At 69.5% G+C, this 25,889-nt stretch carries 23 protein-coding genes and 7 tRNA genes; 16 read left to right on the forward strand and 14 right to left on the reverse strand.

Annotated features, from left to right (window positions below; genetic code table 11):
• Window positions 1-10: 10 nt before the first annotated feature.
• The 3 genes from ACFFJD_RS10670 to ACFFJD_RS10680 are packed head-to-tail and all read right to left on the reverse strand — an operon-like array spanning window position 11 to window position 2,973.
• A complete protein-coding gene (locus tag ACFFJD_RS10670; RefSeq protein WP_382363895.1) occupies window positions 11-709 on the reverse strand; it encodes a dihydrofolate reductase family protein in 699 nt (232 codons plus the stop codon).
• The gene (locus ACFFJD_RS10675) at window positions 706-1,725 is read right to left on the reverse strand and encodes an asparagine synthase C-terminal domain-containing protein (protein ID WP_382363897.1); all 1,020 of its coding nucleotides are present in this window, start codon (window positions 1,723-1,725) and stop codon (window positions 706-708) included. The genes ACFFJD_RS10670 and ACFFJD_RS10675 overlap by 4 nt, the downstream gene beginning before the upstream one ends.
• A gap of 6 nt (window positions 1,726-1,731) precedes the next feature.
• Window positions 1,732-2,973: a hypothetical protein gene (locus tag ACFFJD_RS10680; RefSeq protein ID WP_382363899.1), complete on the reverse strand. Its 1,242-nt coding sequence runs from the start codon at window positions 2,971-2,973 to the stop codon at window positions 1,732-1,734.
• A 103-nt stretch (window positions 2,974-3,076) separates the two neighbouring features.
• Between ACFFJD_RS10680 and zapE the strand changes: the two genes are divergently transcribed.
• On the forward strand, window positions 3,077-4,093 hold the full coding sequence (gene zapE / locus ACFFJD_RS10685; RefSeq protein ID WP_382363901.1) for a cell division protein ZapE: 1,017 nt from the start codon (window positions 3,077-3,079) through the stop codon (window positions 4,091-4,093).
• Between the two features lie 12 nt (window positions 4,094-4,105).
• Here the strand turns inward: zapE and ACFFJD_RS10690 are convergent, their stop codons facing one another.
• From ACFFJD_RS10690 to ACFFJD_RS10730, 9 genes are all read right to left on the reverse strand, one after another.
• Window positions 4,106-4,666 (reverse strand): GNAT family N-acetyltransferase, encoded by a 561-nt coding sequence (locus ACFFJD_RS10690; protein WP_382363903.1) that lies wholly within the window; start codon window positions 4,664-4,666, stop codon window positions 4,106-4,108.
• Between the two features lie 5 nt (window positions 4,667-4,671).
• Entirely contained in the window at window positions 4,672-6,291 is a 1,620-nt protein-coding gene (locus ACFFJD_RS10695; protein ID WP_382363905.1) for an HNH endonuclease signature motif containing protein, read from the reverse strand.
• A gap of 130 nt (window positions 6,292-6,421) precedes the next feature.
• Entirely contained in the window at window positions 6,422-7,651 is a 1,230-nt protein-coding gene (locus ACFFJD_RS10700; RefSeq protein WP_382363907.1) for a lipase family alpha/beta hydrolase, read from the reverse strand.
• 158 nt (window positions 7,652-7,809) lie between these two features.
• Window positions 7,810-7,884 (reverse strand) — tRNA-Val (locus tag ACFFJD_RS10705).
• Window positions 7,885-7,910: 26 nt separating this feature from the next.
• Window positions 7,911-7,984: transfer RNA gene (locus ACFFJD_RS10710), tRNA-Cys, on the reverse strand.
• Between the two features lie 49 nt (window positions 7,985-8,033).
• Window positions 8,034-8,106 (reverse strand) — tRNA-Gly (locus tag ACFFJD_RS10715).
• A 329-nt stretch (window positions 8,107-8,435) separates the two neighbouring features.
• Window positions 8,436-8,510 (reverse strand) — tRNA-Val (locus tag ACFFJD_RS10720).
• Window positions 8,511-8,539: 29 nt separating this feature from the next.
• Window positions 8,540-8,610 (reverse strand) — tRNA-Cys (locus ACFFJD_RS10725).
• A gap of 71 nt (window positions 8,611-8,681) precedes the next feature.
• Window positions 8,682-8,754: transfer RNA gene (locus ACFFJD_RS10730), tRNA-Gly, on the reverse strand.
• 251 nt (window positions 8,755-9,005) lie between these two features.
• Between ACFFJD_RS10730 and ACFFJD_RS10735 the strand changes: the two genes are divergently transcribed.
• A tRNA-Val gene (locus ACFFJD_RS10735) sits at window positions 9,006-9,080 on the forward strand.
• Window positions 9,081-9,448: 368 nt separating this feature from the next.
• Window positions 9,449-9,922 carry a hypothetical protein gene (locus ACFFJD_RS10740; protein ID WP_382363909.1) on the forward strand — a complete coding sequence of 158 codons (474 nt, stop codon included), beginning with the start codon at window positions 9,449-9,451 and terminating at the stop codon, window positions 9,920-9,922.
• Window positions 9,923-10,001: 79 nt separating this feature from the next.
• On the opposite strand, the gene ACFFJD_RS10745 is transcribed toward ACFFJD_RS10740, so the two are convergent.
• Entirely contained in the window at window positions 10,002-11,435 is a 1,434-nt protein-coding gene (locus tag ACFFJD_RS10745; RefSeq protein WP_382363911.1) for an amidase, read from the reverse strand.
• A 154-nt stretch (window positions 11,436-11,589) separates the two neighbouring features.
• Between ACFFJD_RS10745 and ACFFJD_RS10750 the strand changes: the two genes are divergently transcribed.
• The 11 genes from ACFFJD_RS10750 to ACFFJD_RS10800 all read left to right on the forward strand — a co-directional run bounded on the left by ACFFJD_RS10750 (window position 11,590) and on the right by ACFFJD_RS10800 (window position 22,404).
• On the forward strand, window positions 11,590-12,600 hold the full coding sequence (locus ACFFJD_RS10750) for a response regulator transcription factor (RefSeq protein ID WP_382363913.1): 1,011 nt from the start codon (window positions 11,590-11,592) through the stop codon (window positions 12,598-12,600).
• Between the two features lie 126 nt (window positions 12,601-12,726).
• Entirely contained in the window at window positions 12,727-13,269 is a 543-nt protein-coding gene (locus ACFFJD_RS10755; RefSeq protein WP_382363915.1) for a TIGR02611 family protein, read from the forward strand.
• A 77-nt stretch (window positions 13,270-13,346) separates the two neighbouring features.
• A complete protein-coding gene (locus tag ACFFJD_RS10760) occupies window positions 13,347-14,663 on the forward strand; it encodes a glycosyltransferase 87 family protein (protein ID WP_382363917.1) in 1,317 nt (438 codons plus the stop codon).
• 62 nt (window positions 14,664-14,725) lie between these two features.
• The gene (thrS, locus tag ACFFJD_RS10765) at window positions 14,726-16,807 is read left to right on the forward strand and encodes a threonine--tRNA ligase (protein ID WP_382363919.1); all 2,082 of its coding nucleotides are present in this window, start codon (window positions 14,726-14,728) and stop codon (window positions 16,805-16,807) included.
• Complete coding sequence (locus ACFFJD_RS10770; RefSeq protein WP_382363921.1) at window positions 16,804-17,334, forward strand: ATP adenylyltransferase; 531 nt, start codon at window positions 16,804-16,806, stop codon at window positions 17,332-17,334. The genes thrS and ACFFJD_RS10770 overlap by 4 nt, the downstream gene beginning before the upstream one ends.
• Window positions 17,331-17,996, forward strand: coding sequence for a phosphatidylinositol phosphate synthase (gene pgsA, locus ACFFJD_RS10775; protein WP_382363923.1), 666 nt, complete (start codon window positions 17,331-17,333; stop codon window positions 17,994-17,996). Before ACFFJD_RS10770 ends, pgsA begins: the two co-directional genes overlap by 4 nt.
• Complete coding sequence (locus tag ACFFJD_RS10780) at window positions 17,996-18,892, forward strand: phosphatidylinositol mannoside acyltransferase (protein WP_382363925.1); 897 nt, start codon at window positions 17,996-17,998, stop codon at window positions 18,890-18,892. Before pgsA ends, ACFFJD_RS10780 begins: the two co-directional genes overlap by 1 nt.
• Window positions 18,889-20,013, forward strand: coding sequence for a glycosyltransferase family 4 protein (locus ACFFJD_RS10785; protein ID WP_382363927.1), 1,125 nt, complete (start codon window positions 18,889-18,891; stop codon window positions 20,011-20,013). Before ACFFJD_RS10780 ends, ACFFJD_RS10785 begins: the two co-directional genes overlap by 4 nt.
• Window positions 20,014-20,023: 10 nt before the next feature.
• Window positions 20,024-20,536, forward strand: coding sequence for a LemA family protein (locus ACFFJD_RS10790; RefSeq protein ID WP_382363929.1), 513 nt, complete (start codon window positions 20,024-20,026; stop codon window positions 20,534-20,536).
• A gap of 132 nt (window positions 20,537-20,668) precedes the next feature.
• Window positions 20,669-21,577, forward strand: coding sequence for a pyridoxal 5'-phosphate synthase lyase subunit PdxS (gene pdxS, locus ACFFJD_RS10795; protein ID WP_382363931.1), 909 nt, complete (start codon window positions 20,669-20,671; stop codon window positions 21,575-21,577).
• A gap of 41 nt (window positions 21,578-21,618) precedes the next feature.
• Window positions 21,619-22,404 carry a PP2C family protein-serine/threonine phosphatase gene (locus ACFFJD_RS10800; protein ID WP_382363933.1) on the forward strand — a complete coding sequence of 262 codons (786 nt, stop codon included), beginning with the start codon at window positions 21,619-21,621 and terminating at the stop codon, window positions 22,402-22,404.
• Window positions 22,405-22,428: 24 nt separating this feature from the next.
• Here the strand turns inward: ACFFJD_RS10800 and ACFFJD_RS10805 are convergent, their stop codons facing one another.
• Complete coding sequence (locus tag ACFFJD_RS10805; RefSeq protein WP_382363935.1) at window positions 22,429-24,369, reverse strand: acyl-CoA dehydrogenase family protein; 1,941 nt, start codon at window positions 24,367-24,369, stop codon at window positions 22,429-22,431.
• 54 nt (window positions 24,370-24,423) lie between these two features.
• Here ACFFJD_RS10805 and ACFFJD_RS10810 point away from each other — a divergent pair, with 54 nt between their 5' ends.
• Both ACFFJD_RS10810 and pdxT read left to right on the forward strand, forming a co-directional pair.
• Window positions 24,424-25,278 carry an acyl-CoA thioesterase gene (locus tag ACFFJD_RS10810; protein WP_382363936.1) on the forward strand — a complete coding sequence of 285 codons (855 nt, stop codon included), beginning with the start codon at window positions 24,424-24,426 and terminating at the stop codon, window positions 25,276-25,278.
• Entirely contained in the window at window positions 25,275-25,877 is a 603-nt protein-coding gene (pdxT, locus tag ACFFJD_RS10815; protein ID WP_382363938.1) for a pyridoxal 5'-phosphate synthase glutaminase subunit PdxT, read from the forward strand. The genes ACFFJD_RS10810 and pdxT overlap by 4 nt, the downstream gene beginning before the upstream one ends.
• Window positions 25,878-25,889: the final 12 nt, after the last annotated feature.

A 25,889-nucleotide genomic window follows, 5' to 3' on the forward strand; every position in this document is an offset into this window, starting at 1 on the left:
GACCGCGAGCCTAGTCGGCACCGCGGATCCAGCGACTGAAGAGGAAGTCGTCGACGACGGCGCTGAAGGCGGGCCGGTAGCGGTGTGCGGCTTGGGGATTCACGTCGGGTTGGCCTCGACCGCCCGTCGACGGGGACAGGGTGAGGCAGTACTCGTCGACGAGGCCGTCGGCGGCGAGCGAGGCCGCCAGTCGGGGGCCGCCCTCGCACAGGATGTGCGCATAGCCGAGATCGTGCAGTGCTTCGATCGCTCCGGGCAGGTCTTCGACAAGCAGCAGCGTCATCGTTCCCTCGGAGCGCTCGACGGCCTCCTCTGCCGACCGCCGTGCGCGCGCATCGTCCCCGGTGAGGATCAGGTAGTTGCCGACAGTGGTCTGCCGCAGGAACCGGTCCGGCTCGCCCACCCGGCCGGAACGGGTGACGACGGCGAGCGGAGGGGGCTCGTCGTGTCCGCGCTCACGGCGCCGACGCTCCTCGTCGTCGGGGAGCTTCACCCCGATGTAATTCTCGGCGGAGGCCGTCGCCGCACCCACCAGGACCAGATCGGCGGTGCCCCGCAGATGGTGCAGGAGGGCGTTGTCGGTCGGACCGGACAGATGACTGGAGGTGCCGTCCACGGTGATGCTGGCGTCTATGCCGAAGACGAAGTTGGTACGCAGCCACGGGCCGTCGGGCCAGGCGTACTGGCTGAATAGCTCTTCCCGGTTCATGAGTTCTCCCCGTCGAGGCAGCGGAGGTACAGGCGCACGGCGGTGTGTTCGACCGGTTCGCTCAGCGGATCCGCGTAGGTCCGCTGCTCGGCCTCGCGGCTGAGGGTCGTGCGCGCGGACTCGAGCAGGGCCCCGACCACACCGGAGGAGACCTGCAGCGGAGACTTGGCGGTCCACACGAATTCCTCGGGCACACCGATCTTCGCGGCCGCATAGCGCAGTAGGTACTTGTCGTAGATTCGCCCGTCGGGTCCGGGACGCCACAGGAGTTCGGGGTGGATCGACATGGCCAGGCGCCAGAAGCCCTCGGTCTGGAAGACCTGGATGAAGTTCTCCGCGCTCTCGCCGAGGAGGCGCTCGTAATAGTCGGGGACGAGACGGTTCCGGGTGAAGTTGCCGCGCACCTTGGCGGTGACCCGGGTGCGGTACTCGGCCAGGCCCGCGTCGCTGTCCGGCGGAGTTCGCAGGGTGTCACCACCCATGAAGAGGGCATCCGCGCCGGCGCCGGTGAACACCGGTCCGACGCCGAGCGCTTCGAAGCGGTCGAACGCGGCTCGATTGGGGATCGCCGAGGTGACCTCCCACATCTCCCAGACTCCGAGGCGTCGGATGCACTCGGCCGCCGCACGCTCGGTCCGGTCGGTGGTGAGGGTGACCAGCTCGTGCGGCAGATCGTAGTGTCGTGCCACCTCGACGCCGCGGAGGTCGTCGGGCCGTCGCTCGTCGGTGTGGGCGGTGACGACGGTGATCGCCTGCGGCCGCATACCGACGCGCGCAGCGACGGCCGCGATCAGGATCGAGTCTATGCCGCCGGACAGCATCAGGCCCGGGGGACCGGTGTGGTCGCGCAGGACCGCGCGCAGACGGTACTCCAGCAGCGAGATCAGCAGGTCGGCGGCGTCGTCGAGCTCGACGATCTGCTCCTCGGCGGTGAACGCCATCGCCGCGGGGACGTCGGCGACGTATTCGACGTCCTGTCCGGTCTGCGGGTAGCGGCGGTTGTTGTCGTCGGTCATGACTCCCTATTCGGTTTCTCGGTGCGCGAGTGGTGAGCGGTGCGGACGAACGATGAAGCGCAGCAGGAAGAAGAAGCCGATGACCACCACGCCGCCCAGCACGAGGATTGCCGCGCGCTCCCAGAAGCTGAGACTGTTGCCGAACTGGCTGCCGATGGTGGTGGCCACCACACCGATGATCGCGGTGAAGATGCCGAGGATCTCGACCACCTTGAAGAGCGAGTCGGAGATCTGCGCGTCGGTCTGGTCGGCGAGGGTGGTGAACCGCGTGGTGAGCCTGGTGTCGGCCGCCGTGACCCGCGACTCGATCTCCCCGTTGAGGCGGTTGGACGACTGCTCGACCACCCGGGACAGCCGCAGCGCCTCATCCTGTTGGGTCGCGATGGTCACGCGTTCGAGCTTGAGGTCGGCGTGCGTCTCCCGGTCCAGGGGCGAGTGCATGGCGATGGCCTTGTTGATGGCCGCGATCGCGAGCGAGAAATCGCCTTTGCGACGGTGGGCGGCGGCCTTGCGCATGTAAGTGATCGCATTGTGCGGGTTGATGGCGATCAGCCGGTCGCAGAGTTTGAGCATCTCCGAAGACCATTCGGCCCCGGCGGTGAACCAGAGGCCGTGTAGCAGGAGGGAGAGGATCTTCTCGGACTCGGTGGCGTCGGCGATGGCGCTCACGTCGGCGAGGGAGACTTCCTTGCCGCGGCCGAGGCGGCTGTACTGCAGCATGGCCCGGTAGTAGAGGGACGAGTTGGTGGTGCCCTCGCTCACCGCGTTGAGGATCTGCTCGATGCGTTCGAAGTTGAAGTCGTACCGGGCGGCCTGCAACAGGATCGAGAGATCGGTGTCGAATTCGTCGGACCCGTGCTCCAGTTCGGTGATCACCCGGCCCAGGCCGAGCGCGTTCAGGCATGCGGGGCGCTCGGACCGGAGCCGCCAGGTGATGGCCGAGGACACGATCTCGAAAGCGTCGTGCCGGTCCGCCGGGTCGCGCAGAGCGGTGAGCCAGGTGCTGAGGAGCGGATACCACTGCGTGGCGTCGGTCGGGATGCGCTGGAGGAACCACGCGGCACTCACGTCCGCGCCGAGGTTCCGGAAATCCGAATCGCGATCGGCGCGCAGTAACTCGGCCAGGAGCCACATGTCCTCTTCGCCGAGCGAGCCGGCGATCTCCACGGTGTTGGCCGCCGTGCGGACAGGATCGTTGAGGATGCGCGCCGAGTAGATTCTGTCCTGCAGGGAGATCTCGGGGACCATGTCGCCACCCTAACAGCGGCGGGTCTGCGACCAGCGGTGTGAGGTAAGTCGCTTAGGCCGCTGGAAAGTGGGATGCCGGGCGGCCACTGGTTAGGCTCTGCCCATGGTGGCTCATCTCTCCGACCGAAATCCCGTGATCGCGGCTGACGCGATGATCGGGGAAATGGTCCCGCCGACGATGTTCGACGAGGTCAGTTTCGACTCGTACATTCCCGACCCGAACGAGCCGAGTCAGGCCGCCGCGGTGGCCGCGGCGCGCGATTTCGTGACGCGCGCGTCCAAGGTGCGTTCCGGTGGGAAGCGCGGCCTGTTCCGCAAGGCCGCGCCGCCGCAGGGCATCGGGCTGTACCTCGACGGCGGCTTCGGCGTCGGCAAGACGCACCTGCTGGCCTCCATCTTCCATTCCATGCCCGAGCCCAAGGCGTTCGCCACCTTCGGTGAGGTCACCAACCTGGTGGGTGCGCTCGGCTACACCGATTCGCTCGAGCGCCTGTCCGGACACAGCGTGCTGTGCATCGACGAGTTCGAGCTCGACGATCCGGGCGACACCATGGTGGTCTCGCGGCTGCTCAGCGAACTGAGCGCGCGCGGGGTGTCGATCGTGGCCACCTCCAACACGCTGCCCGGTCAGCTGGGCGAGGGCCGGTTCGCCGCGCAGGACTTCCTGCGGGAGATCCAGAAGCTGTCGTCGATCTTCGAGAGCATCCGAGTCGACGGCCCCGACTACCGGCACCGCGACCTGCCGCCGGCGCCCGAGCCGGCCACCGCCGCCGAACTCGTCGCGCAGGCCGAGGCCACCCCGGGCGCCACCCTCGACAGTTTCGACGACCTCACCGCGCACCTGGCCAAGCTGCACCCGTCCAAGTACAAGTCACTGGTGGAGGGCGTCACGCTGGTCTGCATCAGCGATGTGCGCCCGGCCGCCGACCAGGCCGTCGCGCTGCGTCTGGTGGCGCTGGCCGACCGGCTGTACGACGCCGACATCCCGGTGGTGACCTCCGGCGTGAAGCTCGATGAGATCTTCACCCCGGAGATGGTGGCCGGCGGCTACCGCAAGAAGTACCTGCGGGCCACCTCGCGGTTGCTGGCGCTGTCCCGGTTCGCCGAGACCGCCTCCTGACCCGCCCCCCGGTCAGGGGGTGCGGGTCATCACGTAGTCGTGCTCGAGGGTGCCGTTCATGTCGAACGTGCGCGGGCCGGCGACGGTGAAACCCATCTTCGCGTAGTACCGCTGGGCGCGCTCGTTGCCGCTGTTGACGCCCAGCCAGACCAGGGCCGAACCCCGGGCGCGGGCCGCCGCTAGTGCTGCGTGCATCAGCAGGTGGGCGGGCCGGCCGGTGCTGCGGGGACCGTGGTGGTCGGGCAGCACGTACATCTTGGAGATCTCGGTGATCTCATCGCCGGGGACCACTGCGCGCACGTCGTCGGCCGTCGGCGGTCGATGCACCAGCAGGGTGTAGCCGAGCACCGGGCCGTCGGGACCCTCGGTGGCCGCGATGACGTCGTGATCGTCGTCGCCGATCCACTCGGCGAACCGCTCGGCGTTCAGGTTCTTCGCGATGTGGACGGCGATGTTCTCGGCGGTGATGTGCGGCGGGCAGGCGAGCGGGAAGGTGGCCGCGGCCACCGCGGCGATCTCGTCGGCCATCGTCGGATCGGTGACGGTGGTGATGACCGGGGCGGCGGCGTGCATGACCTTCATTTTGCCGAATCGGTCGCGGGTCGACGGCGGCCGGGTCGCGGCGCGCGCAAGCCGGGCGCACGGACCCGTGGAGGTCCGGTCTGTGGCGGTCCGATCCGGGGAGGCTCGCCGGTCGGGCCCAGGCGGTTCTGCACTCCCGGGACGTGGTGGTCGGTGGCGAGTTTGTCGGGATGGAAGATCGGATTGATCTGCCAGGGACCACCGCGTCCGGCGGGGCGCCAGGCGACGCGTCCGGCGTCGGCGGCGGTGACGCCGTCGGCGGGCGGGCCGGGAGTGAGGACAGTCGATTCCCACTGGCCGTCGTCGTGCCCGCTCCAACGGTTGTGTTGACCGCAGGCGCCGCCCAGGCGATCGATGTCGGTGTATCCGCCGTCGGCCCAGTCGGGCATGTGGTGGATCTGTGTCCGCACGAACGGGACGGTGCATCCGGGGGCCGTGCAGCCGCGGTCGCGGCCGAACAGGGCCAGGCGCTGGGCGAGGGAGGCGAAGCGGTTTCCGCGTCCGAGGTAGAGCACCTGGGAGGTGGCGCCGGCGAACACCTCCAGATAGGGGATGGTGTGCGCGGCGAACTCGACCAGGTCGGTCACCGGCAGCCGGGTGCCGGTGGCGGTCAGCGCGATACCGGCCTGCCGGGCGAGGTCTTCGTCGGACACGGTGATGACGATCTGCGAGGGGATGCGCTCGGGTGCCGGTTGCCCGCCGAGGGCGACGGCCCACTGCATGATCGCGAGGAGGGCGTCGTGCTGGCGTTGTCCGAGGGTGCGGTCGTCGAGGGCTGCCGCGGCGGCCAGGACCGCCGGATCGAGTCCGGGCTGGTCCGCCGCGCCACGCGGTGAGTCGGGGTCGTCGGGATTGTTCATGCCGCGGGCCGCCCATTGGCCCATCGCCACTTCCAATCCTGCGCGGCAGGTCGGGGACAACTGGGCGCGGACCTTGCTCATCAGCTGGCGGTTCTGCGGCTGCAGGTTGAAGGTGCGGCGGCGTCGGCGGTCCTTATCGTCGGTGAGGGCGCCGTCGGGGTCGAGGTAGGCCAGGATGCGGTGGCCGACGGTGCTCAGTCCGGCCGGGGTGAGACGGCGGGCGGCGTCGGCGAGCATCGCCTCGGCCTTGGTGCGTTCGGCGTGATCGATCGCGGCGGGGATCTTGTCCATCACCTCGTCGATCACCAGCACGTGTTCGCGGCCCACCTCGCCGTCGAGAAGCCCGGCCTCGGTGGCCGGGTACTTCGCCGGCAGCGGTTCTCCGGTCATCGAGGTGAGGTGACCGATCGAGGCGGCGGTGACCTTGCGGCGTCGCGTCTCACCGGAGCCCAGACGCAGTCCCTGCTCGTACAGCATGTGCGCGGAGACGCAGCCGGCCTTCCGGTAGGCGCCGCGGTCGGAGATCTCCACGTAGAGCTTCGCATCGAAGACCTCGCGGCGACGGTGGGTGCGTTCGCGGAGCTCCAGCAGGTCCAGTAGTCCGTCGTCGCTGTGGCGTGCGAGGGTGGTGCCCGCGAGGGACCCTTCGGCGGTCTCCTGGACGGCGAGCAGTTGAGTGGTGCTGAGCCCGGCGAGGAAGGCCACGGGATCGAAATCGTCGTCCATGGCTGCCACCTCCTCGTCCGTACGAGTCATCAGTGATTATCATCACGTTCTTACTCGATTATATGCCCACTCCGGTGTGAACGCCACGGGTGATGCACATATATGTTCGAAGCGTTGGCGCGGTCGAGACGCGCTCGGCACGCGGTGGGATGTCGTGCGCTCAGTCGATCCAGGCGGCGAGCTGTTCGGCCACCCGAGGGTCGTTCAACAGCGCCAGGTGGTGCGTGCCGCCGCGATGGAAGCCGTGGGCCGGATCGAATCCGAGATCGCGGGTGCGATTGCGTCCGCCGGCGCTGTGGTGGAGCACCAGGCCGTCGCCGAGAATGCGGCCGAGCGGGCTGCGCGGATCGGTCGTGAGGGTGGCCCAGACGAAGTAGTGGTCCACGCCCGGCGGCAGCGGGACGTCGGCGGCGACCGCGGCCGCGAGGCTGTCCGGGTCGCGGCCGAGCCAGTCGTCGTCGAGCAGCGATCCGGCCCGCAGATCCCGGATGCCCGCCGAGCGACGCCGCAGCAGCCGTCCGAGCGCGTTGGTCTCCGGCCGGGCCGCCAGCACGGCGCTCGCATGGTGGGCCAGATTCTCCAGGGGCGCCCCGACGTGCGGTGTGCCGAGGCTGATGCTGGTGTGCAGCGTCCGCGGCCATACGTGGCCGCGCAGGCGTCCGTGATGCGCGGCGCTACGGGCCACCAGACCGCCCATCGAGTGCCCGATGAGGGTGAGGTCCTCGACCGGCACGGGCCAGAAGCGGACCAGATCGTCGAGTAGTTCGGCCAGGTCCTGCCCGTTGGTCGAGATCCGCCGTCCGGTGTTGTATCGAACGAAGACACTGGTGATTCCACGATTGGCGAGCCGCAGTTCGTAGGGTGCGCTGGTGCGCTGCCCGAGACGCCACGCGTGCTCGGTTTCCACCAGGCCGTGCAGGAAGACGGCGAGGCGGCCGCTCGCGCGCGGAAAAGCCCGGGCCAGGCCGTCGGCATCCGGGGTGACCGGACGCCCGGCGACGCGCACGGAGAGGTTTGCGGTCGCCAGTGGCGACTGCCGGGCGTCGAGCTCGTCGCCGATCAGTCCGTGGACCACGCCGAGGATGCCGGCCCCGGTGGTGGTCGACGAGGGCGCCGTGGCCAGCGGGAGGTCGGCGAAGCGTCCGCCGAGGCGGGCGGTGGCGGTGGTCGTCGTGCCGACGATGCGGTAGATCCCGTCGGTGAGCGGATCGTGCACGGCCTGCACGCGGGCGGCCGCGGGCCCGAGCGCGCGGCGCGCGATGGAGAAGGCTCGATCGGAGACGGCACGGTGCGTCCGGTGGATCCCCGCGGTCGCCGCGGCGGCTTCGGTCAGGCCGAGTTCGGTGAGCGCGCGCACCTCCGCGCGGCGTTGGGCGGCAGCGTCGATCATGGCCGTCAGTGTACGCCTGTGCACTGAACTCCGCGTTCGCGACGCTCGCACACGTTCGCGTCGGACGCGATCGACGCGAACGTGACCGGCGGACGCGAACGTGGCGTGGGGGAGCGAACGACGAGGGCCCGGACGCTGTGCGTCCGGGCCCTCGTCGATGGTGCGCAATACTGGGATTGAACCAGTGACCTCTTCCGTGTCAGGGAAGCGCTCTCCCACTGAGCTAATCGCGCGGGATCTGTGCAGTTGTTCGTCGTGGTGGAGGTGGCGACGGGAATCGAACCCGTGTGCACGGCTTTGCAGGCCGTTGCCTCACCACTCGGCCACGCCACCAAGCGCGAAGTGTCTTCCGGAATCTTCACCGCGAAGAAATCTCGCTCCGAGCGGATGACGGGATTCGAACCCGCGACCCTCACCTTGGCAAGGTGATGCGCTACCAGCTGCGCCACATCCGCATGTCGGTGAGCGGTCTTGTGGACTCTGTTGCTCACCGGCGAGAACAAACACTAGCGGCCAGGCGTCGGCAATTGCAAACTGGGGGCCGCCGAGCCCGCTGAACTGCGGGTATGTCGCCGACGGTGGGCCATGTCGCGACCCGTGCCTCGTGTCGCCGGCACTGCAGGACGTCGACACGAAGGACGGGTCGCGACACGTGGATCGCCGGGCCGGCGGCGCCGGGCTGGGAGCCGGCGGTGCGGGCGATGGGGCGGGGAGGGCGCGCGGTGGGGAAGGAGGGGGTGGATGCGAAAATCGGGGTCCGGCTGTGCCGGACCCCGATGATCGGTGGTGCGCAATACTGGGATTGAACCAGTGACCTCTTCCGTGTCAGGGAAGCGCTCTCCCACTGAGCTAATCGCGCGGGATGGATGAAGTTGTGTTCCATCGTAGAGGTGACGACGGGAATCGAACCCGTGTACACGGCTTTGCAGGCCGTTGCCTCACCACTCGGCCACGTCACCACGGTTTTCACGCCGAAGGTTTTCACACCGGGCGGGCCACGAACTCGCAGAGCGAGACGTGCTCGCTGTCGAGCGGATGACGGGATTCGAACCCGCGACCCTCACCTTGGCAAGGTGATGCGCTACCAGCTGCGCCACATCCGCACGCTGGTGAACTTCGTCTTGTGGACTGCTGCTCACCAACGGGACAGAACATTAACCACTCCGACGTCGGTTGCACAAATCGGGTGGTCAGCGACTTACACGCGTGTGTTTTCGCAGCCTGATCGACGATTGCCCGCTCGTCGGCCCCGAAAACGGGGTCCGCGCCCGGCCCGAGCACTGGATTTGGTGCCCGCCGGATCGGTGTGTAATCTCGTTCCTCGTGTGAAGGGTTAACCCCGAACACCGCACACGGTCCCGTGGCTCAGTGGAAGAGCGTCCCGTTCACACCGGGAAGGTCGCTGGTTCGATCCCAGCCGGGACCACCACAAGACCCCCTGCTTACGCAGGGGGTCTTTTGTTTTCCCCGCATGTCGCGACCCGTGCTTCGTGTCGCCGACGCTGCAGGACGGCGACACGAAGGATGGGTCGCGACATGGCGGAGTGCTGTGCAGGGAGACGGCGGAATCGTCGTCCTTTCGACTGAATCCGCGCTCGATCGCACCTCGGTGTTCTGGGCGCGCGCTTACTGTCGGCAACTGTCCAGACCGACAACCCTCTCGAAGGAGATCTCGCTCCATCATGCGTAAATCAATGGCCGGTGGCCTCGCGGTAGGCGCGGCACTGATCGCCGCTTCATTCCTGTCCCCCGGCGGCCTCCTCCGCGGCCACGTTCACCGACTCCGACCGAGTGATCGTGAAGGTCAACGGCACGGATGCGACGGTGACCGTGACGGCGCCGAAGAGCAACCTCTGCAGCACTGACCTCTTCCGCGGGGACGCCAAGTCGCTGGCACGCCAATTCGAGGCGGTTGACGTCGACGACAACTCCAGTGGCACGCCCTATGAGGAGCTGCGGGTTAACGCCGGACTCCCACCAGTGCACGTGGTGGACCCGGAGTTCGCTGACGTCACGATCGGCCTCCAGCCCAAGAATTCGCCGGCTACCACGACCTATTCACTGGCTTCCCAACCGGCCGGTACCTACACGGCGGCTGCGTTCTGCGTCGGTCTCAAACGCACGGAAGACGGCATCATCGGGGTTCCCGGTAGCGACAGCATCCACCTGAAGTCGTTCACGATCGGGGGTGCGCCGGGGGTTCCGGGCACTCCGGATGCGGGCGGCTCGGGCAGCCTGGACACCGGCTCGCTCGGCAAGCTCTTCGGCTGACCGCACTCCTCGCGAGTCGCCGCCGACGACGACGAAGCTGCCGCAGACACCGTGGGTGTCTGCGGCAGCTTCGTTCCGGTCAGCTCCGGGGGAGCGTGGGATGGACCGCGTTCCAGTTCATCGCCTTCTCCGCTGCGGACGCCAGCCGGAAGACGGTGAGGTCGTCGTAGGCGGGTCCGACCAGCTGGACACCGGTCGGCACGCCGGTCGACGGCGAGAACCCGGACGGCACCGACGCGACGGGCAGCATGCTGAGCAGGTTGAACGGGTAGGTCATCGCCCAGCTCAGGTAGGCCGGCGCGGGGCGGCCGTCGATGCTGAACGAGTCGCTGTCGTTGTCGTGATCGGCCGCCACCGAGGGGACGGCGAGGGTGGGGGCGATCACTGCGTCGTAGGAATCGAAGACGCCGCGGATGGCCGTGTACATCTCGGCCCGCGTGACGTTGACGTCGTAGAACTCCTTCAGGCTGCGCCGTGAACCGCTCTCGATCAGCTTCACCACGAACGGATCCAGGTCGTCGCGGTGGTCGGTCAGCTGATCGCCCGCCAGGGACCAGAACAGGCCCTCCCAGTTGACGAGCCAGGCTTCGAAGGCGCTCTCATCCCAGTCCAGCGACACCTCGTCGACGATGCCGCCGAGTCCTTCGAGCGTGGCGGCGAAGGCTTCGGTGTTGGCCCGCACCTCGGCGGACACGTCGAAGTAGCCCAGGTCCATCGACAGCGCGACGCGCATGCCCTCGACCGGCGCGAACGTGTCGGGCAGGGTGAGCGATTCGCGCAGGGTGTGCGGATCGTCGGGGTGCAGCCCGGACATGACGTTCTGCATCAGGGCGGCATCGGCGACGCTGCGGGTCAGCGGGCCGTAGTGCAGCACCCGCTCGCTGGGATGTTCCCGGTCGGTGGGGTTGCGCCCGAACGGCGCCTTGTAGCCGACGATGCCCGACGCCGAGGCCGGAATGCGGATGGAGCCGCCGCCGTCGGTGCCGTCGGCGATGGTCGTCAGGCCGGCGGCCACGGCCGCACCCGCGCCGCCCGAGGAGCCGCCGGGGCTGAACTCCGGATTCCAGGGGTTGCGCGTGACGCCCCACAGCGGGCTGTGCGTGACGCCGGCGTGCGCCTGCTCGGGCGTCGTGGTCCGGCAGTGCATGATGGCGCCGCCGTCCAGGAGTTGTTGGACCGCCGGAGCCGTCTGGTCCGGGCGGAAGTCGGCGAAGACGCGCGAACCGTAGGTGGTGATCTCGCCCTCGACCGAGTGCCAGTCCTTGATGGCGCACGGAACGCCCTCGAGCGGGCGTGCCGAATCCGGATCGGTGGCGTAGGTCTTCTCGGCCTCCGCGGCCTGCGTCAGCGCGCGGTCGAAGTACTCGTACGTGATGCAGTTGAGCGTGGGGTTCCACGCCTCGGCCTGGGCGATCACCGCCTCCATCAGCTCCACCGGCGACAGGCTGCGGTCGCGGAACCGGGCGATCGCTTCGGTGGCCGTCAGGTAGGCCAATTCGGTGTGGTCGGACATGGTCGCACTCCTTGAGAGGTTGTCGATGTGGTGTGCGCCACTGTGGTCGAGGGGGTGTCCGTCCCACATCGGTCATATGACCTATCCCACAAACTGTGAAGATTGCTAGGTTGGGCACGGAGGGGAGGGGGTGCGACGGCGCGAAGGAAGGCAGGTGCTGCGGGTGAAGCGGGATCAGATCCGTGCGATCGGCGAGATCGCGTCGACCGTCACCGAGGTACTGCACCACGACGCGCAGGTCGCCGACCTGATCGCACCCCTGCAACGGCTCACCGGCTGCGACGCGATCATGCTGGCCTCGCGGAACCCCTTCGGCGACGTCCATCGCCCGATTTGCCACGACGGCTACAGCCCGCCGCTGCTGGCCTTTCTGCACCGCCAGTACCTGAGCTGCCCCAGCTATTCGCGGGCCGCGGGCAACTTGCTGCCGATGCGCATGCGCGATTTCGGGTCGACTTTCTATCAGACGCAGGTGTACGAGAAGTTCCTGCATCCGGCCGGGTACCGGGAAGGCGTCACCCTGGTGTTGCGGGGCGCCGGCGAGCAGGTCTCCGGGCTGTTGACGATGAACTTCGAGCACGCGCAGCAGGCCGACGATCATGTGCGCGACGGCCTCGACATGGTCGCCGGTGCGCTGGGACGCCTCTGCGACCTGTCCACGGAACCGTGGTGGCTCGCCCGCCGACTGGATGCCGCCGCGGCCGCATTCCTCGTCGACGCGAGCGGGGCCACGCTCCGGGTGCGGCCGCACAGTGGGCACTCCTCGGTGGTCTCGGCCCCGCAACCCGAGGCGATCGCGGCCGCCCGCGCGCTGCTCGACGGCGGCGCGGGCCACGGGCGCGAGCTGCGCGGCTACGTGCAGGCCCGCGACGCCTGGCACCGGGTGCACGTGGTCATCACCACCGCGGGCGGCCAACGCGCGGCGCTCCTGCTGGTGCAACCGGACTCGTTGCCCTTCGGCCTGACCCGCAGCGAACTCGATGTCCTGACGCTGATCGCCATGGGGATGACCAACAAGGACATCGGGCATCGTCTGGACGTGAGCGCGCGCACCGTGGGTGCGCACGTCGCGCATGTGATCGACAAGACCGGCCTGGACAACCGCACGTCACTGGCGGCGTGCGCGGTGCGAGACGGACTGCTCCGGATCGGGCTGCTCCTCTGAACATTTGACGCCCTGGACTTCTGCTCTTGCGAGACCATCGGGCGCAGGCGCCGGCGGAGATGCGGAACAGATGACCGGCGGACCGAAGGCGAGACTGATTCGGGTGCTTCGGGCAGAATGGCGGCGGTGGGCGTCGACGTGGTCGGCGCCGGGGAGGAAAGGTGGGGGCCGTCGATGGACGCGGAATCGGTGAACGTGGAGGCCCGCGACGTCCCGGTGGCGGATCCCCGCCCCGAACGCCGGAACCGGACCCGCCGACAGCGTCTGAAGATCCGGTTCCGACAGGAGCGGTACAAGATGCGGTTGAACCCGCATTGGAATCGCACCTATCGGGCCGGTGTCGGCGCCGTCGGCACGCTGATGATCCTGTGCGGCGCCGTGATGGTGCCCCTGCCCACCCCGGGCTTCGGATGGATCCTGATCTTCCTGGGTCTGGCCGTCCTGTCCTCGGAGTTCGTCTGGGCGCAGCGCCTGAGCCACTGGGTGCGCCGCGGGTACGACTGGGTGCGTCACCACTACAACCGGCTCAGTCTGCCCGCCAAGATCGGGGCGATCGTCGCGCTGGTGATCCTCCTCCTGGTGATCCTGTGGCTGTTCGGCATGTTCGGCACCGCCGCGTCGTGGGTCGGCATCGAGCGCGACTGGTTGCGCGGACCGATCATGGGCTGAGGTCCGCTCCGGCCCGGCGCACCGTCGGTCCGGCGCGCCCCGCCCCGACGCGGGGGCGCCGGGCGTAATCTCGCCTCGTGCACGAGGACTCGGGCGCGCCGCGCCTCCGATCGATCGCCACCGGAACGGTGGCGGTCTCGTGCGTCCTGGCCGTGGCGGCGATCGCCTGGCATCTGTGGGCCGTGCCGATCACCGAGCCCGGCTACGGCTTGTTCACCAACGGCATCGACACGAAGGTCTATCGCGGCGGCGCCCTGGCCGTCCTGCACGACACGCCGCTGTACAGCGAACCCGTCTACAAGATGTGGCAGTTCACCTATCCGCCGTTCGCGGCGCTGGTGATGGTCCCGTTGGGCCTGCTCGGACCGTACGAGGCGTTCCGGCTGATGAACGCGGTCAACGTGCTCTGCCTGGTGCTGCTGATCTTCCTGACCCTGCGGGCGCTCCGGTTCCGCCGCGACGGGCGCTTCTGGCTCACCGTTGCCGCGCTCACGGTGGCCGTCACCGTGCTCGAACCGGTCCGCACCACCATCTGGAACGGTCAGATCAACCTGGTCTTGGCGGTCCTCGTCGTCGGGTGCCTCACGCTGCCGCTGGGGCGTTGGCGCGGCCTCGGGGTGGGACTGGCCGCGGGCATCAAGCTCACCCCGCTGTTCTTCGTCGGCTATCTGGCGGTCACCCGGCAGTGGCGCGCGGCGGCGACCGCGGTGGGTGTGTTCGCCCTGACCGTGCTGATCGGGCTGGTGGTGCTCCGGGATCAGGCCGTCGAGTTCTGGAGCGGCATCGGACGCGACACCTCCCGGATCGGGCCGGTCGACGCGGTGGCCAACCAGTCGTTCAACGGCTTCTTCGCCCGGCTCGGGACAGTGGGGGTGTGGCAGGCGCCCACCTGGCTGTGGTTGCCGGTGGGGGCGGTACTGGCGGCGCTGGGGCTGTACGGCGCGTGGCGCGCCCATCGGGCCGGCGCCGAGATGCTGGCGATCACCCTCACCGGCCTCACCGCGTGCGCGGTGTCACCGTTCTCCTGGGGCCATCATTGGATCTGGCTGGTGCCGCTGCTGGTGATCGCCCTGGTGCAGGCGGTCGACGCCGCGCGCCGGGACCGGCCGTGGACCTGGCTGTGGTGGCTGGCGCCGGCCGCGGTGGTCGCCGTGGGCTACTCGTGGCGGGTGCGGGCGGTGGAGGGCGACGTCGCCCGGTGGCGCTTCGGCAGCTACCGACTGTTCTGGCCGCCCGACCACGACGTCTGGGGCCGGGTGCTCGGTGTGATCGACGGCGGCTCGTACCTTTGGGTGTTTCTCGCAACGCTGGGGGTCACGCTGTGGTGGACTGCGCGAGCCGACCCGATACGATTCAAGCCGAACGACGTCGTCGCACCGACGAGGCCGTCCTGACCGAAGCTGATCGCCGATCGTCGCTGAACCCCGATCGCGAAGTACACCGAGGAGTCCCCGCCGTGCCCGACCAAGCCGCGCCCGACCGAGTCGCACTACCGGAATCGTTCCGGGTCCCGGCCGGCACCACCGCGGGCGAAGCCATGCGTGAGCTGGATCTGCCGAACAAGGGCCCGCAGGCCGTCGTCGTGGTCGCCGAGGCCGACGGCACTCTGCGCGATCTGGCGTGGGCGCCGACGGTGGACACCGACGTCGCGCCGGTGCCGGCCGATTCCGAGGCCGGCCGCAGCGTGATCCGGCACTCGGCGGCACACGTGCTGGCGCAGGCCGTGCAGGCCGTCAACCCGGACGCCAAGCTGGGCATCGGCCCGCCCGTCAAGGACGGCTTCTACTACGACTTCGACGTCGCCGAGCCGTTCACTCCCGAGGACCTGCGGGCCCTCGAGAAGAAGATGAAGCAGATCATCAAGTCCGGTCAGCGCTTCTCCCGTCGCGTGTACGAGAGCAAGGACGCCGCCCGCGCCGAACTGGCCGGCGAGCCCTACAAGCTGGAACTGATCGACGACAAGGGCGCCGCCGACGACGACGAGATCATGGAGGTCGGGGGCGGCGAGCTGACCGCCTACGACAACGTGAATCCGCGCACCGGCGACGTGATCTGGAGCGACCTGTGCCGCGGGCCGCACGTGCCCACCACCAAGTACATTCCGGCGTTCACCCTGACCCGCAGCTCGGCGGCCTACTGGCGCGGCGATCAGAGCCTGGCCGACCTGCAGCGCGTGTACGGCACCGCCTGGGAGTCCACCGAGGCCATGGACGCCTACCTGGACCTGCTGGCCGAGGCCGAGAAGCGCGACCACCGTCGCCTGGGCAGCGAGCTGGACCTGTTCAGCTTCCCCGACGAGCTGGGTTCGGGCCTGCCGGTGTTCCACCCCAAGGGCGGCATCATCCGCCGCGAGATGGAGGACTACTCGCGTGAGCAGCACGCCGCGGCCGGGTACGAATTCGTCAACACCCCGCACCTGACCAAGGGTCAGCTGTTCGAGACCTCCAAGCATCTCGAGTGGTACGCCGACGGGATGTTCCCGCCGATGCACCTGGATGCGGAGTACAACGAGGACGGCACGCTCCGCAAGCCCGGCCAGGACTACTACGTCAAGCCGATGAACTGCCCGATGCACAACCTCATCTTCAACTCGCGGGGCCGCAGCTATCGGGAGCTGCCGCTGCGCCTGTTCGAGTTCGGTGCGGTGTACCGGTACGAGAAGTCCGGCGTGGTGCACGGCCTGACGCGGGCCCGCGGCTTCACCCAGGACGACGCCCACATCTACTGCACGCAGGAGCAGGTGGTCGAGGAACTGGGCACCACCCTGACCTTTGTGCTGCAGCTGCTCAAGGACTACGGCCTGGACGACTTCTACCTGGAGCTGAGCACCAAGGATCCGGAGAAGTACGTCGGCACCGACGAACTGTGGGATGAGGCCACCGAAACCCTGCGCGGCGTCGCCGAGGCCTCCGGCCTGGAGCTGGTGCCCGATCCGGGCGGCGCGGCCTTCTACGGCCCCAAGGTCTCGGTGCAGGTCAAGGACGCACTCGGACGCACCTGGCAGATGTCGACCATCCAGCTCGACTTCTTCCTGCCGGAGCTCTTCGACCTCGAGTACACCGCCTCCGACGGCACCAAGAAGCGCCCGGTGATGATCCACCGCGCGCTGTTCGGGTCCATCGAGCGTTTCTTCGGCGTGCTCACCGAGCACTACGGCGGCGCGTTCCCGGTGTGGCTGGCGCCGGTCCAGGTGGTCGGTATCCCGGTGGCCGAGGCCTTCGCCCCGCACCTGGAGTCGGTGGTGCACCGGCTCAAGGGACGACGCGTCCGCGCCGAGGTGGACCACTCCGACGACCGGATGCAGAAGAAGATCCGCAACCACACCACCGCCAAGGTGCCGTTCATGCTGCTGGCCGGCGAGCGCGACGTGGAGGCGGGCGCGGTGAGCTTCCGCTTCCGGGACGGCACCCAGCTCAACGGCGTGCCGGTGGACGAGGCCATCGTCGCGATCGACGAATGGGAGGAGTCGCGCCGCAACGACTCGCCGACCGCCGAGACGATGGGCGCCATGCTCGAGGTGGCCAGGAAGCGCCGATGAGCGACCCGCTACAGCGGTTGTGGACACCGCATCGGATGAGCTACATCACCGCGGCGCCGCCGCGGACCACCAGCGACGGCGAGACCCTCAGCGGGCACCCGTTCCTGGACATTCCGCGGATGAGCGACGAGGAGGGTCTCATCATCGCGCGCGGCGAGAGCGTGTACGCGGTGCTGAACCTGTACCCGTACAACCCCGGTCACACGATGGTGGTCCCGTACCGCCAGGTGGCCGACCTGGAAGACCTCACCCCGGCCGAGTCGGCCGAGCTGATGGAGTTCACCCAGCTCACCGTCCGCACCATCAAGTCGGTGTCCAACCCGAACGCCTTCAACGTGGGCCTCAACCTCGGGGCCGCCGCCGGCGGCTCGCTGTCGGAGCACCTGCACCAGCACATCGTGCCGCGCTGGACCGGCGACGCGAACTTCATCACCGTCGTCGGGGGCACCAAGGTGATCCCGCAGCTGCTGCAGGACACGCGCGCGCTGCTGGCCGAGGCCTGGAAGGCGCTGGGGGAGCGGGAGTGATCAGTTTCAAAGGGCGCATCGTCGTCTCCAAGGTGACCGACCCGCTGGGCCGGTTCCTGCTGCGCCTCGGTCTCACCCCGGATGCGATGACCCTGATCGGCACGGTGGCCACGGTCGCCGCGGCGATCGGCCTGTTCTCGCAGGGCTATCTGTTCGCCGGCGCCGTCGTGTGCTGGGCGTTCGTGATGGTCGACATGGTCGACGGCGCGATGGCCCGCGCCCGCGGCGGCGGCACCCGTTTCGGGTCGGTGCTCGACGCCACCTGCGATCGCATCGCCGACGGCGCCATCTTCGGCGCCCTGGCCTACTGGGCCGCGGTGGTGCGGCCGCACTCGCTGCTGCTGATCGCCACCCTGATCTGCCTGGTCACCTCGCAGGTGATCTCCTACGCCAAGGCGCGCGCGGAGGCCGCGGGCCTGCAGGGCGACGGCGGCCTGATCGAGCGGCCCGAACGGCTCATCATCGTCCTGGTGGGCGCGGGCTTCACCGGCATGCCCGGCCTGCACCTGACGTGGGCGATCCACGTCGCGATGTGGGTGCTCGCGGTCGCCAGCGTGATCACCGTGGGGCAGCGGATGTGGTCGATCTACACCTCGCCCGGCGCCCGGGAGCTGATCCCCATGTCGGGTGCACCCGTCGCCGACGACGTGGAGACCCCCTGATGGCGGCCTGGCAGGAGCGTCTGGCCGATCTGGGCTATCGCGCCGGATGGGCGGCCGTGCGGCACGCCCCGGAGTCGTGGGCCCGTCGCGGTTTCGACGTCGTCGGTTCGCTGGCCGCCCGCGGCGGCGGCCCCGAACAGCTGCGCAAGAACCTCTCGCGGGTCATCGGCACCACGCCCGAGCAGGTGCCCGACGCCCTCGTGGAGCAGTCCCTGCAGTCCTATGCGCGGTACTGGCGGGAGGCCTTCCGGCTGCCCAGCACCGACCCGGCCGAGATCGTGGCCGCCACCCTCATGTCCGACGAGGACCGTGCGCTGGTGGACGAACTCGCCACCGGCGGGCGCGGCCTGATCTTCGCGCTGCCGCACTCGGGCAACTGGGACACCTGCGGGGTGTGGCTGGTGGCCCACCACGGCCAGTTCTCCACGGTGGCCGAACGCCTCAAGCCGGAATCGCTGTTCAACCAGTTCGTGGCCTATCGCGAGTCGCTCGGCTTCGAGGTGTTCCCGCTGACCGGCGGCGAGCAGCCGCCGTTCGAGATCCTCGCCCAACGTCTGCGCGCCGGCGGCATCGTCTGCCTGATGGGCGACCGCGATCTGTCCGACCACGGCGTCCCGGTGACCTTCTTCGGCGAGACCACGCGCATCCCGGCCGGTCCGGCCAAGCTCGCGGTCTCCACCGGCGCGACCCTGGTGGCCGTGCACCACAGCTATCCGGACGCGCACACCTCCAAGATGGTCCTCACGCCCATCGAGGTGGACGAGGTGGCCGCCACCACGCAGCGGCTGGCCGACGCCTTCGCCGCGGGCATCGCCACCGCCCCCGCCGACTGGCACATGCTGCAGCCGCTGTGGGAGGCCGACTGGTCGGCCGCCCGCCGGGAGCGGTTGGCATGAAGATCGGGATGATCTGCCCGTACTCGTTCGACGTGCCGGGCGGTGTGCAGGCGCACGTGGTCGAGCTGGCCGAGGTCTTCATCAGCCGCGGCCACACGGTGCGGGTGCTGGCCCCGGCCGCGCTGGACACCGATCTGCCCGACTACGTCGACTCCGCCGGACCGGCGCTGGCGATCCCGTACAACGGCTCGGTGTCCCGGGTGAACTTCTCGCCCAAGGGTCTGCGGCGGCTGCGGAAGTGGTTGGCCGACAACGAGTTCGACGTCCTGCACGTCCACGAACCGAACGCCCCGAGCCTGTCCATGCTGTCGCTGATGGTCGCCACCGGGCCCATCGTCACCACCTTTCACACCGCCACCACCAAGTCGCTGTGGCTGTCGTTGTTCGACGGCATGCTGCGCCAGTTCCGGGAACGGATCACCGGCAAGATCGCGGTGTCCGAGCTCGCGCGCCGCTGGCAGATGGAGTCGCTCGGCAACGACGCGGTGGAGATCCCCAACGGCATCAACGTGGCCCAGTTCGCGCAGGCCGAGCCCCTCGACGGGTACCCGCGTCCGGGTCGCACCCTGGTCTTCCTCGGCCGTTTCGACGAACCCCGCAAGGGCATTGACATCCTGATGCGGGCGCTGCCGCGCATCGTCGAGCACTACCCGGACATCACGGTGCTGGTGGTCGGCGGCGGCGACGGCAAGGCCCTCACCCGGCGCGCCGGCGAGCTGTCCGGGCACCTGGAGTTCACCGGCATGGTCGACGACCGGACCAAGGCCCGGGCGCTGCGCAGCGCCGACGTCTACGTGGCGCCCAACCTGGGGGGCGAGAGCTTCGGCATCGTGCTGGTGGAGGCCATGGCCGCGGGCGCGGCGGTGGTCGCCAGCGACCTGGTGGCCTTCGGCCGGGTCCTCGACGAAGGCGCGGCCGGCACGCTGGTGGAGACGGGCTCGCCGGTGGCGCTCGCCGACGCCGTGATCGGGCTGCTCGACGACGAGGACGCGCGGCAGGCACAGATCGAGCGGGGACGTCGACGCGCCGACCTGTACGACTGGTCGCGGGTGGCCGACGAGATCGAGAAGGTGTACGAATCGGTCACGCTGGGCGCGGGCCCGGTGGTGGTCTCGGATTGAGCGGATCGCGATGACACTCGGGGACTGGGGTCTCACGGCCGCGGTGGTGCTGGTCGGCGGCGCGCTGATTTGGCTGGCGATCCTGGCCGCCACCCGCGCGACCAGGCTCAACCGCCTCAACATCCGGGTCGATCTGGCCCGGGCGTCGCTGCTGGCCGCGCTGGATCGGCGCGCCGTCGTCGCCCGGGCGATCGCGTCCACCAGCGCCGATCCCGCCTTGGCGGCGGCGCTGACCGCCGCCGCCGACAGCGCCGAGGACGCCGCACCCGTCGACCGCGAGCCCGCTGAGAACCGCCTCACCACGGTGCTGGCGCAGACCGATCTCGCCGACCGGCCGCCCGCGCTGACGGCGGAGCTGGCCGACGCGCAGGCCCGCGTGAGTATCGCGCGCCGGTTCTACAACGACTCCGTGCGCGATGCCCGCACCCTGGCCTCGCGTCGAATGGTCCGGATCCTGCGTCTGGGCGGCCACGCGCAGCAGCCCGAGTATTTCGAGATCAGCGAACGCGTCGGTTCCGGCTGACCCGCCGGAGACAGTTCCCGATGGCATCGGCAATACTGTTCGCACGGCGTGCGCTCAGGGAGCACTAGGCTTTCGGCGGCGTCACCAGAAGGCGGCGTCGGCCGCACCCGCAGAACATTCAGGAGCACCCACGTGAGCACCGAGCCCACCACCACCGCCACTGCCACCGGCACCGCGCGCGTCAAGCGCGGAATGGCCGAGATGCTCAAAGGCGGCGTGATCATGGACGTGGTGACCCCGGAGCAGGCCAAGATCGCCGAGGACGCCGGCGCCGTCGCCGTGATGGCGCTCGAGCGCGTGCCCGCCGACATCCGGGCCCAGGGCGGCGTGTCCCGGATGAGCGACCCGGACATGATCGACGGCATCATCGAGCAGGTCTCGATCCCGGTCATGGCCAAGGCACGGATCGGCCACTTCGTGGAAGCACAGATCCTGCAGAGCCTGGGCGTGGACTACATCGACGAGTCCGAGGTGCTGACCCCGGCCGACTACGCCAACCACATCGACAAGTGGGCCTTCACCGTGCCCTTCGTCTGCGGCGCCACCAACCTCGGTGAGGCCCTGCGCCGCATCACCGAGGGCGCGGCGATGATCCGCTCCAAGGGCGAGGCCGGCACCGGCGACGTCTCCAACGCCACCACTCACATGCGCAAGCTGCGCGACCAGATCCGCTGGCTCGGCTCGCTCCCCGAGGACGAGCTGTACGTGGCGGCCAAGGAACTGCAGGCCCCGTACGAGCTGGTCGCCGAGGTGGCCCGCGAAGGCAAGCTCCCGGTCACGCTGTTCACCGCGGGCGGCATCGCCACCCCGGCCGACGCGGCGATGATGATGCAGCTGGGCGCCGAGGGCGTCTTCGTCGGCTCGGGAATTTTCAAGTCGGGCAACCCGGAGCAGCGCGCCGCAGCTATCGTCAAGGCGACCACGTTCTACGACGATCCCGATGTGCTGGCTCAGGTCTCGCGCGGACTCGGCGAGGCGATGGTCGGAATCAATGTCGACGAGATTCCGCAGCCGCACCGGCTGGCTGAGCGCGGCTGGTGATTCGCGGATTTCGCGCTCTACGGCGAACAGGGGACGAGTCGATGACGGATGGGGCGATCCTGCGGGACACCTCGGCCACCGGTACCGATGAGGTGGAGGGCCTGCGTCTGGAATGGGCGGTGGCCTGCCACGTCGGAAAGGTGCGGTCCACCAACGAGGACGCGGCCATCGCCGCGCCCGGCCGGTACCTGCTGGCCGACGGCATGGGCGGTCATGAGAGCGGGGAGCTGGCCAGCGAAGCGGCGCTGGTGACCCTCGCCGCGGCCCCGGTCGGGGTGTCGCTGGCTCAGACCTCCGGCGCTCTGGAGGGACTGCTGGTGCAGGCCCAGGAGCGGATCGGTGCGTTGGAGGGCGATTCGGCGCGGCGCGCCGGAACCACCGCCACCGGCGTGGTGCTGGCCACCGAGCACGGTGCCCCGCAGTGGGTGGCGTTCAACATCGGCGACTCCCGTACCTACCTGCTGACCGGGGATCGTCTGCGCCCGGTGAGCGTGGATCATTCGCAGGTGCAGGAGCTGGTCGACAGCGGTGTCCTCACGCCCGAGCAGGCACGGGTGGATCCGCGGCGCAACGTGATCACCCGGGCCCTCGGGGCCGGGATGGCCACGCCGCGGGCCGACTACTACGCCTTTCCCGCGCGGCCCGGCGACACGGTCCTGCTGTGCTCGGACGGGCTCAACGGTGAACTGACCGACGCCGAGGTCGCCGCCGCCGTGGCCGCGGCCGACGGCGACCTCGAGGTGGCCGCGCAGGCCCTCATCGAGTGCGCCCTCGACAGCGGCGGCCACGACAACATCACCGTCGTGCTGGTGCGCATCGCCGCCTAGCGCCTGCGCGGGGCCGCATCGGTCCTACGTCAGCATCGGCACCTCGAGGGCCACGGCGGGCACCCCGAAGGCGTCGACCAGGTCGTCGGCCAGCGGCCGCAACCGCTCGCACAGGTCGTTGACGCCGCGGCGGACGGCCTTGGCCCGTTCCACCGACACGAAGCGGTGCATCAGGAACCAGCCGAGGTCGTCCTCCAGGGTGGAATAGACGAACAGGTCGCGGACCAGCGCCAACGCCTCCCGCTGCGGCGCGTCTTCGGGGAGGGCGTCGATCGCCGTCTCGAAGGCCTCCAAGGCCAGCCGATCGATGTGGGCGCGTCCGGCCTTGATCAGGTGATCCTGCGTCTGGGTGAACACCTCGAAGGCGTCCACGTCGTCGTCGCCGGCGCGCCGCATCCGGGCCGCGACGGTGCGGACCAGATGATCCTCGCGGCCGCCGAGCAGGGCCAGCTGCGTCTGGTAGTCGGTGAGGTCGCTGTCCTCGGGGGACTCGTCGGAGGAGTCGCGCACCGACTGCAGGATCTGTCGGACGGCGGTCTTCTCCAGGGCGACGTCGCGGGCCATGGACGCGGCGAAGCGGACCCAGCCGACGGTGTCGAGGTCGTCGACGTCGGCGGCGTACGCGGTGAGCAGATGCTTGGCCACCAGCTGGGTCAGCACCAGGTTGTCGCCCTCGAAGGTGGTGAACACGTCCAGGTCGTCGCGGATCAGCGGCAGTCGGTTCTCGGCCATGTACCCGGCCCCGCCGCAGGCGGTGCGGGCCTCGATGGCCGCCCGCGAGGCCAGGTCCGAGTGGCCCACCTTGATGGCGGCGGCCATCGTCTCCAGGCGGCGCATCACGTCGGGGTCGACGCTGTCGGCGGGCGCCGACTGCACCTCGTGCAGCTGCGCCGTCACCTCGTTCTGCGCCAGCGCGAAGGCGTAGGCCCGCGCTACCAGGGGCAGCAGCCGCCGCTGGTGCGCGCGGTAGTCCAGCAGCAGCATCTCGCCGCCGTCGCCGGGCCCCTCGAACTGTCGCCGGTGCAGCGCGTACTTCACGGCCAGGGTCAACGCCAGGCGACCGGCCGCACCGGCGGACGCTCCCACGGTCACCCGGCCGCGGACCAGGGTGCCCAACATCGTGAAGAAGCGCCGGTTGTCCGACTCGATCGCACTGCTGTAGGTGCCGTCGGGGGCGACGTCGGCGTACCGGTTGAGCAGGGCGGTGCGCGGAATCCGGACCCGGTCGAACAGGATGCGGCCGTTGTCCACGCCCGGCAGCCCGCCCTTGTAGCCGCAGTCGGAGGTGGTGACCCCCGGCAGGTCGTTGCCGTCGGCGTCGCGCAGGGGCACCACGAAGCAGTGCACCCCGTGCCCGGTCTCCTCCTGGCCGGGACCAGCGGTGCGCAGCTGGGCGAAGACCGCGGCGTAGCGGGCGTGCGCTGCGGCCCCGCCGATGTAGTCCTTGCGGGCCGACGGGGTGGGGGAGTCGATGACGAATTCGCCGGTCGTGGCGTCGTAGGTGGCGGTGGTCTCCAACTGCTGCACGTCCGAGCCGTGGCCGGTCTCGGTCATCGCGAAACAGCCGAGCACGTCCAGGTCGATCAGGCCGGACAGGTACTCGCGGTGGTGCTCCCGGGTGCCCAGATTCTCGATGGCGCCGCCGAACAGGCCCCACTGCACGCCCGCCTTGACCATCAGCGACAGGTCGCCGTAGCCGAGGGTCTCGATCGCGGTGATGGCCGCGCCGGGATCGCCGGGCGCCCCGTCGGGGGCCGTGAAGCCCTGCGCGGGGAAGCCGAGCGGCACCATGGCGCGCATCGCCTCGAGCATCTGCGCGCGGTACTCGTCGAGCGGCACCCCGGCCCGGGGGACCACGCGGTCGGCCTGGATGTGCTCGCGCACCACCCGGCGCGTGTCGGCCCACCGGCCGTCGAGAACTTTCTGCAGAGAATGGGCGAGGGACGTGTCGGTGCTTGCCGTCATGGTTTTCAACCTACCGATCCCCGGCGGCCTGCGGACGGGTGCGATAATCGGCGGGTGTCCAGAATCGAGGAGATCCTTGCCGTCGAGCGGATCGACAATGACATCTACCGCGGTGGGGTCTTCCCGAGCGCGCTGCGCCGGACCTTCGGCGGGCAGGTGGCCGGGCAGGCGCTGATCTCGGCGACGAAGACCGTCGCCCCGGAGTTCGAGGTGCATTCGCTGCACGGGTACTTCCTGCGCCCGGGCAAGACCGATCGTCCGGCGGTGTTCCTGGTCGATCGGATCCGCGACGGGCGGTCGTTCGTCACTCGGCGGGTGACCGGCGTCCAGGACGGGGAAGCGATCTTCTCCATGTCGGCGTCGTTCCATCGCGTCGGCGACGAGGGCATCGAGCACCAGGACCGGATGCCGACGGCGGTGGCCCCCGAGGAACTGCCCGACGACAACGACACCATGACCGACGCGCAGCGCCATCTGTTCGCCGAATGGGAGAACTTCGACGTTCGTATCGTGCCGCGCGACCAGCTGGTGACGGCGCCCGGTCTGGCCGCGCAGCAGCGCGTGTGGTTCCGCTATCGCGACCGCCTGCCGGACGATCAGCTCCTGCACGTGTGCACCCTGGCCTACATGAGCGACATGACGCTGCTCGGTTCCTCGAAGACACCGCACCCGGACGCGCAGACCCAGACGGCCTCGCTGGACCACGCGATGTGGTTCCTGCGCCCGTTCCGGACCGACGACTGGCTGCTGTACGACCAGACGTCGCCGTCGGCCGGGGCCGGCCGCGCGCTCACGCAGGGCCGCATCTTCGATCGGCACGGCACCATGGTGGCCGCGGTGACCCAGGAGGGTCTGACCCGCTCCAACGTGCCCGCCGATCAGGTCTCCATCATGAAAAGCGGCTCGTGAGCCGGACGGTCGGCGTGCTGGCGCTGCAGGGCGACGTGCGCGAGCACGTGGCGGCCCTGACCGCCTGCGGGGTCCGGGCGGTACCGGTGCGGCGCGCCGCCGAGCTCGCGGCCGTCGACGGCCTGGTGCTGCCGGGCGGGGAGTCGACCACCATGAGCAGGCTGCTCGGGGTCTTCGACCTGTACGAGCCGTTGCGGGCGGCGCTGGCCGACGGCCTGCCCGCGTACGGCTCGTGCGCGGGGATGATCCTGCTGGCCTCCCGGATCTTGGACACCCGTGCCGACGCCCGCCACCTGGACGCCCTGGACATCACGGTGCGCCGCAACGCGTTCGGCCGGCAGGTGGAGTCCTTTGAAACCGACCTGGACCTGGTCGGCATCACCGACACCGCCGGCGCCGAGCCGATGCGGGCCGTGTTCATCCGAGCCCCCTGGGTCGAGGACGTCGGCGCCGGGGTCGAGGTCCTGGGCACCGTGCCGTCCGGACCCGCCGCGGGGCGTATCGTCGCGGTTCGGGGCGGTAATGTGCTGGCCACGTCGTTCCATCCCGAGGTCACCGGCGACCTGCGGGTTCACCAGTATTTCGTCGAGATGCTCTAAAGAAAGGCGAAT

The organism is Gordonia phosphorivorans, assembly GCF_042432625.1.
In the GTDB taxonomy this organism is placed as follows: domain Bacteria; phylum Actinomycetota; class Actinomycetes; order Mycobacteriales; family Mycobacteriaceae; genus Gordonia; species Gordonia phosphorivorans.